Origin of the sequence: Dietzia sp. CQ4 (assembly GCF_014145125.1) — a bacterium.
GTDB classification, from domain to species: domain Bacteria; phylum Actinomycetota; class Actinomycetes; order Mycobacteriales; family Mycobacteriaceae; genus Dietzia; species Dietzia natronolimnaea.
Map to the genome: position 1 here is coordinate 1 of NZ_JAALDZ010000100.1, position 10,042 is coordinate 10,042.

Sequence of the window (10,042 nt, forward strand, 5' to 3'; positions counted from 1 at the left end):
GGGCCGCCGCCGAGCCGCCGGGCCGCCGAGGGAGCCACCGCCGCCGAGCCCGGTGGCCCGTTACCTCGCGAACCTGCCGGCGAACGTCCGCAGCGGCAGATCTGCGCTTGTGACCACCCCGGCGGGCGCGGCGATGACCGACCTGATGGAGTTGAGCGCGGGCAGCCCGGTCACGGTCATGCCGATGGACGCGAAGTCCTCGGGATCGGAGAGGTCGACGCCGGGGGCGGGGAAGATCATGTGCTTGTTGTAGATCTGCGGATCGCCCTTGATCATCGTGATGTAGCACCCCTTGATGTCCCACTTGGGCTCGGTGAGCGGGGTCATCTGCCACTCGAGGTGGGTCTCGATCCGCGACACCCCGTCGACCATCCCCAGGTATTTGATGTAACTCCCGCCGAGGGACCCTTTAGGTAGCCGGTACCAGCCCAGGTCGACGTCCTCGGTGCAGGCGCCCAGTTCGCAGTCGAACACCACCTCGTCCAGCTCGAGGTCGAACGCGTCGGCCATCATGTACACCGAGTCCGCGAACACCTCGGTGTACTTGCGCAGCATCCCCGGCAGCGCGGGATCGTCGACGGGCCTGCCGTAGCCGACCTCGGTCCAGGTGTCGGCGGAATGGTGGCAGGACACGTCGACGGATTCGATCGTGGTGACGTTCTCGATGTCGGCCACGTCGGCCGAGGCGACCAGGCCGAGGATCTGGTTGAGGCCCGGGTTCATGCCGGTTCCGTAGAAGGTCGCCCCACCGGACTTCGCGGCCTCGTCCAGGATCTCCCGCCACGACCGACCGGACGGGTGCGGATGGTTGAGGTCGCGGTGGTGCCCGGTGATCCAGTCGGCGGTGGTGACGATGTTGATGCCGGCCTCGAGGACCTGCAGGTAGAGGTCCTCGTCGGGGAAGACGCCGTGGAACGTGAGCACGTCCGGCCGGGCCGCGACGATCTCCTCGACGGTGCCGGTCGCGACCACCCCGACGGGCGCGATGCCGGCGAGCTCGCCCACGTCCCGGCCGACTTTCTCGGGCGTGTAGCAGTGGACGCCCACGAGTTCCAGATCCGGGTGGCTGCCGATCCGTCTGATCATCTCGCTGCCGACGTTGCCGGTGGCGACCTGGAACACGCGGGCGGGCTCACTGGTGCTGCTGGTCATCTGAGGTGTCACCTTTCGGGGAGTGGATGATCGGGATAGAACTGGGTGGCCCATGTCCGCAGGGCGGTGAACCCCTCGTATTCGCCGGGGGCGAGCGCGGCGGGGTCGGAGTATTTCTGGTGCCTCCAGATGGCGAGGTCGGCCTCGAACTGCTCGATCACGCCGCGGCCGTGCCTGGCCGCGCGCTCGGCGGACTCGTCGTCGCCCAGGTCCGGGCGCCGGCGGATCCAGACGGAGAACCGGACGTCACAGGTCTCGTCGTCGACCGGGGTGACGCAGGTCGCGGTGCGGTTGTCGACCATCCCGTGGCTCCGGGTGACGGCGACCCCCAGCCCGCCGTTGATGGCCTCGACCCCGCTGTCGACCTCCTCGATCGATCCCGGCGAGCCCTCGAACGCGATCGTGAAGTCGACGTAGGAGACCGGCTCGTCGAAGTCCTGCCTGGTGAAGACCGGGATGATCGGCACTTTGTGGACGAACTCGAAGTGCGCGAAGTCGACCCCGTTCTCCAGGACGTACTGCGGATGGAGGTGGAGCCGCTCCTCGACGAGCGTGGTCCGCGGGTGGCACGGGTGGTAGTCCTCGGCGCGCGTGCCGTCGTCCCAGCTGGTGAAGACGTCGGGCACGTCGAAGTACGGCTCGCGCCCCTCGAGGTCGTGCCAGATGTAGATCGACTCGTTCCGCTCGACCACCGGGTACGTCCTGATCTTGCGGCCGAGGTTCGGGCGGTCCGCGTAGGGGATGGCGGTGTTGCGCCCGTCCGAGTTCCACTGCCAGCCGTGGAAGGGGCACTGGATGGTCTCGTCGACGACGGTGCCGCCGTGGCCGAGATGGGCGCCGAGGTGTTTGCAGTACGCGTCCATGACGGTGACCCGGCCGGATCGGCTCCGCCAGGTCACCAGGTCCTCCCCGAACGCGGTGACCCGATGGACGTGCCCGACCGGGACCTCGGCGGACCACGCCACCTGGAACCACCCGGTCGGCTTCATGGGGAGCGGGGGCTTGGGCATCGGCGGACTCCGTTCTCGGCTCGCACCAGGAGGAGGTGGCAACCGCCATCCACAGAAACAGAATGGCGATTCTGCGAAGGTAGCATCGAGCCGTGGAGGCCACAGGGATTACGACGACGAGGACCGGCGACCGTGAGGAGAGGCTCCACGGCTACCGCCAGCAGATCCTCCGCGCCGCGGAGCGCGAGTTCGGCAAGGCCGGGTTCACCGCCACCCCGATGAACGCGATCGCGGCCACCGCCGGTCTGTCGCTGGCCACAGTGTACAAATCCTTCTCCGGCAAGGCGGAGATCTGGGACGCCCTGCACCGCACGCGGATGGACGCCCTGCTGGAGGCCGTGCGCGAGGCCGACGCCGGGGAGCCGGGGCTCGAGCGACTGCTCACCGGGCTGCGTCGGGTGTTCCTCTTCCTGGCGGCGCACCCCGCCTACCTCGAGATGAATCTCCGGGCCGGCGGGGGATGGGCGAGCAGCGTGGAGGGCGCCCACGGGATCCAGCGCACGGTGTGGAGCTCGGGGCTCGAGGTGATCGCCGCCGGGATGCAGGCCGCGGCGGACCGGGGGGAGCTCGTTGGCCTCGATCCCCGCATCGCCGCCGGGATGGCGATCTCCGCCCTCCAGGTCTGGCTGTCCGAGTGGGTGGCGTCGGCGCGCGCCGAGGATCCGGAGGTGCTCGTCGACGACATGACGCGGCGGCTGCGCCTGCTGTTGACTAGCCCGGATACCTCTCGGCCGCCAGGGCGCTGAGTCGCTTCAGGAAGCGGCGGAACAGCAGGTTCATCACCGGCCGGACCGCGGCGATCGACAGGTTGGTCGCCGCGGTGCCGTGCATCGCCAGCGTCCACGTGAGTCGGCAGCCGCCCTCGGTGGGCACGATGTCGTAGGCCTCGGCGAAGGCGTGGATCCCTTTGGTGGAGCTGGCGTTGAACCGGAACGCCATCCGGCGCTCGGGCTCCCACGCCAGGAACTCCTCCTCGCCGACCAGGCCGCCGAGCATGTGGACGGTGCGGGTGGTGCCCACGCCGTACGGGGGCTCGCTGGTCCAGACCACATTGGTGATCACGCCCGCCCAGCGGGGCCACGAGTCGGCGTCGACGAAGATCTCGAACAGCTGCCGCGGCGAGGCCGGGATGGTCACGCTGTTGGTGAAGCGGAACCGGGCGGTGTCGGTGTAGTCGACGTCCACCGGTTCACAGGGGTGCATGGTCGGCATCGCCGCTCCTCTCGTCTGGCCCCGGAGATCCGTGGCCCCGAGGGTAGAACACGTTCTCGCCCAGCGGGTCGGTCAGGGGAGCGAGCCCTCACAGAAACCGCTCAGGAGCCCCCGACTAGCCTGGGTCCAAACCGGCGCCGCGACAGAACGGCGCGCCGCGAACCGCAGATGGACCCCATGCCAGAGCCCAGAACCGCCGCCGCCCGCTCCACGCTGGGCACCGTCACCGCTTTCCTCCGCAACTCATGGCGCACCCTCACCGCCATGCGCACGGCGTTGATCCTGTTGTTCCTGCTCGCCGTGGCGGCGATCCCGGGCGCGCTCCTTCCCCAGCGCAGCCTCAACGAGGGCAACGTCAACGACTACATCGCCGAGAGCGGCTGGCTGGGCGAGCTCTACGACCGTCTGCAGCTGTTCGATGTGTTCTCCAGCTGGTGGTTCACCGCCATCTACGTCCTGCTGTTCGTCTCGCTGGTCGGCTGCCTCACCCCGCGCTGCTTCGAGCTGGTCAGGCAGTTGCGCACGCCCCCGCCGCTCACGCCCCGCAACCTCGCGCGGCTGCCCCACCACGCCGCGTACCGCACCACGGCCTCGCCCGAGCAGGCCGCCGACCAGGTGCAGTCCCAGCTCAAGGGCTGGCGGGTGCGGCGTAACGACGGCGACGGCCGCGTCCCCGGCACCATCGAGCTCTCCTCCGAGCGCGGCTACACGCGCGAGGTGGGCAACATCGTCTTCCACTTCGGCCTCCTGGCGCTGCTCATCATGTTCGCGGCCGGAAAGTTCGTCTACGCCGAGGGCATGCGGGTGATCATCGCCAACGCCGAGTCGCCGGCCTTCTGCAACACGACCCCCAGCGCGTACGACACGTTCCGCGCGGGGATCCTGGTCGACGGCACCGATCTCGAGCAGTTCTGCATCAAGATCGAGGACTTCCGCGCCGACTACCTGCCCAACGGCCAGGCCGAGATGTTCACCTCCAACGTGCGGTTCACCGAGGAGGTCTCGACGACCGATCCGCAGACGTGGGAGCCGTACGAGATGCGCGTCAACCACCCGCTGCGCGTGGGTTCGACCCGCGTCTACCTGCAGGGCCACGGCTTCGCGCCCACCTTCACGGTCACGTTCCCCAACGGCGAGACCCGCACGGACACCCAGCACTGGCAGCCCACCGAGCTGCAGACGTTCTTGTCGTCGGGCATCATGCGCTTCGACCCGCCGGCCGGCATGTACCCGGATCTGATGGAGCGGCGCACGCAGCAGATCGCCGTTCAGGGCCTGTTCGCGCCGACGGCGTCGTTCGACGGAACGCTCCTGAGTTCCCGCTTCCCCAACATGGACGACCCGGCCGTGGCGATCGACGTCTACCAGGGCGACGCCGGCCTCGACACCGGCCGTCCGCAGTCGGTCTTCTCGCTGGATTCGGACCTCATCGAGTCCGGCGCCCTCGAACGCCAGGCGCGCGTCAACCTCTTCCCCGGCGAATCCACCACCCTGCCCGACGGCACCGAGGTCCGTTTCGACGGGGCCGAGGAGTTCATCAACATCCAGGTGTCCGAGGACCCCACGCAGCTCTGGGTGGGAGTCTCCGCCGCGGTGATGATGGCAGGGTTGATCCTGAGCCTGATGGTGCGGCGCCGTCGGATCTGGGCGCGGGTGTCTGTCGACGACGCAGGCGTGACCCGTGTCGACCTGGGGGGACTGGCCCGGACGGACCGGATGGGCTGGGGTTCGGAGTTCGACGACCTCCGTGACCGGCTCGTCGCAGCGGCGGCCGTCACACCCGTATTGCCCGAGGAGCCCGACTCGGGACACACTGCAACCAGTCGCGGCACCGCCGGCGACGCTCCGCGGAAGGACGACACCCGGTGAACTCTCTGATACTCGCCCAGGGCCTGCCCATCGACGAGACCCTCTCGACGTACAGCGACCTGGCGTTCCGCACGTCGTTCGCCATCTACGTCCTGGCGCTGGTCGCCTCGCTGATCTACTACGCCGGCTTCCGGGTGGAGAAGATCTCGCCGAGGCAGCTCGCCGGGGCCGGCGGGCCGGGGCTCACCGAGTCCACGTCCCTCACCGATACCGGCGACGAGGACCGCGCGTCCGCGGGCAACGTGCGCTGGGCGCGTATCGCGCAGCTCTTCGTCACGATCGCCTTCGTGTTCAGTGCGTCCTCGCTGGTGCTCCGCGGGTTGGCGACCGACCGTTTCCCCTTGGGCAACATGTACGAGTTCATCCTGGCCACCACCGTTCTCGCGGTGGGCACGGGGCTGGTGTTCCTGCGCAAGCCCGCGTTGCAGGTGGCGTGGCCGTTCGTCCTCGCCCCGGTGTTGCTGCTGCTGTTCTTCGGCGGGACCCATCTGTACTCCGAGGCCGCCCCGGTGGTGCCCGCACTGCGCTCGTACTGGCTGCCGATCCACGTGACGATCATCTCGTTGGGCTCGGGCATCCTGCTCATCCCGGGCGTCGTGTCGATCATGTACCTGCTGCGCGTGTGGCAACCCCAGGGGCAGGAGAAGGGGTGGGCCACGCGACTGACCCGGCCACTGCCCGCCGCCGAAACCCTGGACCGGTTGGCGTACCGCACCACGGTGATCGGCTTCCCGATCTTCAGCGTGGGCATCCTGCTCGGGGCGGTCTGGGCGGAGAGCGCGTGGGGCCGCTTCTGGGGCTGGGATCCCAAGGAGACCGCGTCGTTCATCTCCTGGGTCCTCTACGCCGGGTACCTCCACGCACGCGCGACCAGCGGCTGGGGCCCCAAGAAGGCGGCGTGGATCAACATCGCGGGTTTCGTGGTGTTGGCGTTCAACCTCTTCTTCATCAACATCGTGGTCTCGGGCCTGCACTCCTACGCCGGGCTGAACTAGGGCGAGGAGGGCTCGGCGGCCGCCCCGACTCACGTGGACGGCGGTCCCTCGGACGCCTCGTCGCGGAGATGGATGGCGAGATCCGTCCGATGTGGGGCGAGATCCGCTCGAAGCGCCCTCGCTCCCTGGTACTCGCCGTCGCTCAGCCGCCGGAAGGCGCGGGTCGGCTCGGTGGACAGGGAGCTGAGCCGCTCTCGAAGTCGCGTCAGCTCGGCTGCCACCGCGTCGTCGTCCAGCGCGTCGGCGTCGTGGATGACGTGCAGTTCGTAGGTCTCGATCCCGACGTACCAGAGTATGCCGTGGGTCAGGGGGAACAGGAGCGAGTCGAGATCGCCACTGATGCCCCGGGGGCCGATCGACCGGTCGTCCTCGCCTGCGGTGACGATGATGAGGGCCTTGCGCCCCGCCAGCCCGCCGTCGCCGTACCTGCGCGGTACCCCGAGCTCGGGGTCCATGTCGCCGAACGCGAACCCCGCGGTGAAGACGCGGTCGAACCAGCCTTTCAACAGCGCGGGCATGCCGTACCACCACAGCGGGAACTGCAGCACGAGCAGCTCCGCGGACGCGACCTTGTCCTGCTCGGCCCGCACCTCGGCGGCGAGCCCGCCCTGTGCGTACGCCTCTCCGAGCAGCTCGGCCAGGCCGCCGCGCGCGTCGGCGAGCTCGCCGAGATCGCTCGCGCGCAGGACCGCGTCGAACCGTTCGGCGTACAGGTCGGAGGTGAGCACCTGTGTCGTCTCACCGAGGGCGCTGACGCCTGCGCGGAAGAGACGTTCGTTGAGCGATCCACGGCGAGGGTGGGAGTACACCCACAGCGCACTGTCGGGCGTGAGGGGATGGTCGATGGTCACGAGCGTCGCTCCTCACGGTCGGCCACCGGCTCCGTCGCCATCGCCAGGACCACGGCCGTCAGCACGTGCCGGGCCCGGTCCGCCTCGAGCGCGCCGGAGAGCACGTCGCGTGCGAGGGCGTCCCCGGCCCCGATGACCGCCTGCATCCGCGCCGGGTCCACGGTCCCGACGATCGGTTCCAACGCCTCCTGGCAGACGGCGATGTAGCCCCTCTCGGCGTCGTGCCGCAGCCGTTCCAACGCCGGCGAGCCCGCGAGGGCGGCGACGACTCCGGCCATTTCGCGACCCTCCGCCAACCAGCAGTCGACGTACGCTTCGGCGACCAGCGTGCACACACGCTCGAGGTCGTCGGCTCTGTCTCGCAGAGATGCGCTCAGGGTCGAGCGTTGTCGCGCCTCGAACTCCTCGTACAGCTCGACGAACACCCCGGACCGATCGCCGAAGTGGTCGTACACGACGGGCTTGGTCACCCCGGCCTCGGCCGCGAGCCGGCCGAGGGTCAGCTCGTCGGTGCCGAACTCCTGGATGAAGGCGCGCGCCGTCGCGACGAGCTGCGCGTGCCGCTCTTCTCGGGACATCCGCCGTCGCGGTCCCTCGCTGATGTCCTGAGCCATTCTGAACCTCCTCATCGGGCAGCCGTCCGCTTTGGCTACTGATAGTAGGTTACCACTAGTAGCTAAGCGGGTCGCACCGTGTGAGCGCTCGACGGGCGGAGTCTGGCAGCAGACGCCCGCGCCGTGGACAGGCGCGGAGCCCCTCAGAGTTGCGCGAGCAGGTCCTTCCAGACGGGCTTTTAGTAGTCGATCGCCTCGGCCGAGTCGAGCTTGGTGTGCGTCAGCCCCACCGATGACTTGCCGTTCTTCTTGTCGCTGAAGTTCAGTGCGACGCGCGTGCCGTCGGCCAGCGGGACCCGCCAGTAGCGCCACTTCTCGCTGCTCGACGTGGCCGCGGGGGCCTCGACCTCGACGCCGCCGAACTCCTCGCGGTCCCCGGCGAGGTCCACCCACGCCTGCAGCGCCGCGTCCATGTCACCGGTCACGGTCCGCGAGGTCGACAATTGGAAGTCGCCGGTGCAGGACTGGCCCGGAACCCGTAGGCCGGCGTGCTGCTCGTAGGCGATGGCCGTGCCCTGGGCCCACCACTCGGCGCGCTCGACCGACTCCGGCATCATCCCCAGGGTCGCCTTCGCGATCGCCGAATGCGCCATCTCGCGCGCGCCGGCCTGCTCGAGCATCTCGACCCACTCGTCCCACGACCGGCCGGTGGCGGAGGCGATTGCAGAGGTGTTGGAGGGCTTCGTCATACCCTCATGCTGCCCCAGCGGGGCGCGTGCGGTCGTCGGTTCCTCCCGGAGCCGCTCTGAAAAGTGAGCTTCCCTCCGGTGCCCTGCACCCCCTCCGCAGGGCAGCCCAGGTCACGCGGGGTTCCCGAGCGCGAGGTGAGACCACGACCAGAGCGGAGACCACGACCAGAACCGAGACCTCGACCAGAACCGAGACCACGACGACGAGTCCCGCCGCCGCGACACGGTCCCATCCGCCCGCTGGGCCCACCGTGCAGGTGCCAGCGACCGCGGCTCCCAGCCAACTGCCAGCGAACTGCCGGGGAACCGCCACGATCGCTCGGCATACTGTGCACGTGAACGCCACAGCGAGCAACGCCCCCGACGCTCGGCCCGAGGCCCGGGTCCTGGTGGTCGACGACGAGGAGAACATCGTCGAGCTGCTGTCGGTCTCCCTGCGATTCCAGGGCTTCGAGGTCGAGACCGCCCGCACCGGTGCCGAGGCGATCGACAAGGCCCGCCGCTTCCGCCCCGACGCGGTGATCCTGGACGTGATGATGCCTGTCATGGACGGCTTCGACGCGGTCACGCGACTGCGCGCGGACGGCTGCGACGCGCCGGTGCTGTTCCTCACCGCGCGGGACGCCGTGGCCGATCGGGTCGCCGGACTCACCCTGGGGGCCGACGACTACGTGACCAAGCCGTTCAGCCTCGAGGAGGTGGTGGCCCGGTTGCGCACGATCCTGCGCCGCGCGGGCACGCTGTCCGGGGCCGAGCGCAGCTCGCGGCTCACCTACGCCGACCTCGAGCTGGACGAGGACAGCCACGAGGTCCACAAGGCGGGCCGGGCCGTCGCGCTCTCGCCCACCGAGTTCACCCTGCTGCGCTACCTCATGGTCAACGCCGGGACGGTGCTGTCCAAGGCGCGCATCCTCGACCACGTGTGGGACTACGACTTCGGCGGCGACGGCGGCGTGGTCGAGTCCTACGTGTCGTACCTGCGCAAGAAGATCGACACCGAGGAGCCGAGACTCATCCACACCATCCGCGGCGTCGGCTACGTGTTGCGCGAACCGCGCTGATGCCCAGTTCGCCGGGCGTGCCCGCCTCGTCGTCGTCCCCGTCGTGGTCCTCCTCGTCGCCCCCGCCGACGTCCCCATCGTCGTCCCCGTCGTCGTCAACCCCGGCCGCGTCTCCCGCCCCGCGGCGTCGCGCGGTCCCGCTGCGGGTGAGTCTGGTCGTGCTCGCGGTGGTGCTGACCGCGCTTGCGCTGCTGGTCTCGGGGGTCGCGGTGACCCGCGCGCTGGAGGCCTCGATGCTCGAGCGGACCGATGCCGCGCTGCACCAGGCCGAGCGCGGGTGGGCCCGTCCGATGGGTGACCTGCCCGCCGAGGCGCCGCCCCCGCCGCCGCGCGCGCCCGGTCCCGAGAGCCCGCCGAGCCGGTACTTCGTGCAGGTCAGGGACGTCGACGGCGCCGTGGTGGTGGAGATCAACGACGAGGACTCCGCACCTGACCTCGACTCGCTGGACCCGGACACCCCCACGACGGTCCCGTCCACGGGGGACGGATCGACCTCGTGGCGGGCGCTGCGGTTCGACGGCCCCGGCGGGGAGAGCGTGACGGTCGCGATCCCGCTGACGGAGAACCGGGCCGTGGTCCAGCGGCTGGT

General features: G+C 69.7%; 10 protein-coding genes and 1 pseudogene. 5 read left to right on the forward strand and 6 right to left on the reverse strand.

The annotated features are described in order from the left end of the window. Positions 1-60: 60 nt before the first annotated feature. Together G6031_RS06650 and G6031_RS06655 are read right to left on the reverse strand one after the other, a co-directional pair. Positions 61-1,152, reverse strand: a complete 1,092-nt coding sequence (locus tag G6031_RS06650) for a dihydrodipicolinate reductase (protein WP_182652823.1) — start codon at positions 1,150-1,152, stop codon at positions 61-63. 8 nt (positions 1,153-1,160) lie between these two features. After that, positions 1,161-2,162, reverse strand: coding sequence for a Rieske 2Fe-2S domain-containing protein (locus G6031_RS06655; RefSeq protein WP_182652824.1), 1,002 nt, complete (start codon positions 2,160-2,162; stop codon positions 1,161-1,163). 92 nt (positions 2,163-2,254) lie between these two features. Here G6031_RS06655 and G6031_RS06660 point away from each other — a divergent pair, with 92 nt between their 5' ends. After that, a complete protein-coding gene (locus tag G6031_RS06660; protein ID WP_182652825.1) occupies positions 2,255-2,908 on the forward strand; it encodes a TetR/AcrR family transcriptional regulator in 654 nt (217 codons plus the stop codon). On the opposite strand, the gene G6031_RS06665 is transcribed toward G6031_RS06660, so the two are convergent. Then, a complete protein-coding gene (locus tag G6031_RS06665) occupies positions 2,874-3,374 on the reverse strand; it encodes an SRPBCC family protein (protein ID WP_182652826.1) in 501 nt (166 codons plus the stop codon). The genes G6031_RS06660 and G6031_RS06665 overlap by 35 nt on opposite strands. A 177-nt stretch (positions 3,375-3,551) precedes the next feature. Between G6031_RS06665 and G6031_RS06670 the strand changes: the two genes are divergently transcribed. Beyond that, complete coding sequence (locus G6031_RS06670) at positions 3,552-5,243, forward strand: cytochrome c biogenesis protein ResB (protein WP_182652827.1); 1,692 nt, start codon at positions 3,552-3,554, stop codon at positions 5,241-5,243. After that, positions 5,240-6,238 (forward strand): c-type cytochrome biogenesis protein CcsB, encoded by a 999-nt coding sequence (ccsB, locus tag G6031_RS06675; protein WP_182652828.1) that lies wholly within the window; start codon positions 5,240-5,242, stop codon positions 6,236-6,238. The genes G6031_RS06670 and ccsB overlap by 4 nt, the downstream gene beginning before the upstream one ends. 29 nt (positions 6,239-6,267) lie before the next feature. Here the strand turns inward: ccsB and G6031_RS06680 are convergent, their stop codons facing one another. From G6031_RS06680 to G6031_RS06690, 3 genes are all read right to left on the reverse strand, one after another. Next, positions 6,268-7,089, reverse strand: coding sequence for an NAD(P)H-dependent oxidoreductase (locus G6031_RS06680; protein WP_182652829.1), 822 nt, complete (start codon positions 7,087-7,089; stop codon positions 6,268-6,270). After that, entirely contained in the window at positions 7,086-7,703 is a 618-nt protein-coding gene (locus G6031_RS06685) for a TetR/AcrR family transcriptional regulator (RefSeq protein WP_182652830.1), read from the reverse strand. Before G6031_RS06685 ends, G6031_RS06680 begins: the two co-directional genes overlap by 4 nt. A 179-nt stretch (positions 7,704-7,882) precedes the next feature. Then, complete coding sequence (locus G6031_RS06690; protein ID WP_182652831.1) at positions 7,883-8,392, reverse strand: hypothetical protein; 510 nt, start codon at positions 8,390-8,392, stop codon at positions 7,883-7,885. 335 nt (positions 8,393-8,727) lie between these two features. Here G6031_RS06690 and G6031_RS06695 point away from each other — a divergent pair, with 335 nt between their 5' ends. Further along, positions 8,728-9,453: a response regulator gene (locus G6031_RS06695; protein ID WP_182652832.1), complete on the forward strand. Its 726-nt coding sequence runs from the start codon at positions 8,728-8,730 to the stop codon at positions 9,451-9,453. 146 nt (positions 9,454-9,599) lie between these two features. Further along, positions 9,600-10,042, forward strand: a pseudogene (locus G6031_RS06700) (two-component sensor histidine kinase); the annotation flags it as partial.

What these genes read in the sequence shown, in the direction of transcription:
- G6031_RS06650 (WP_182652823.1), bottom strand. Translation starts at nt 1,152, where the DNA reads ATGACCAGCAGCACCAGTGAGCCCGCCCGCGTGTTCCAGGTCGCCACC.
- G6031_RS06655 (WP_182652824.1), bottom strand. Translation starts at nt 2,162, where the DNA reads ATGCCCAAGCCCCCGCTCCCCATGAAGCCGACCGGGTGGTTCCAGGTG.
- G6031_RS06665 (WP_182652826.1), bottom strand. Translation starts at nt 3,374, where the DNA reads ATGCCGACCATGCACCCCTGTGAACCGGTGGACGTCGACTACACCGAC.
- G6031_RS06670 (WP_182652827.1), top strand. Translation starts at nt 3,552, where the DNA reads ATGCCAGAGCCCAGAACCGCCGCCGCCCGCTCCACGCTGGGCACCGTC.
- G6031_RS06685 (WP_182652830.1), bottom strand. Translation starts at nt 7,703, where the DNA reads ATGGCTCAGGACATCAGCGAGGGACCGCGACGGCGGATGTCCCGAGAA.
- G6031_RS06690 (WP_182652831.1), bottom strand. Translation starts at nt 8,392, where the DNA reads ATGACGAAGCCCTCCAACACCTCTGCAATCGCCTCCGCCACCGGCCGG.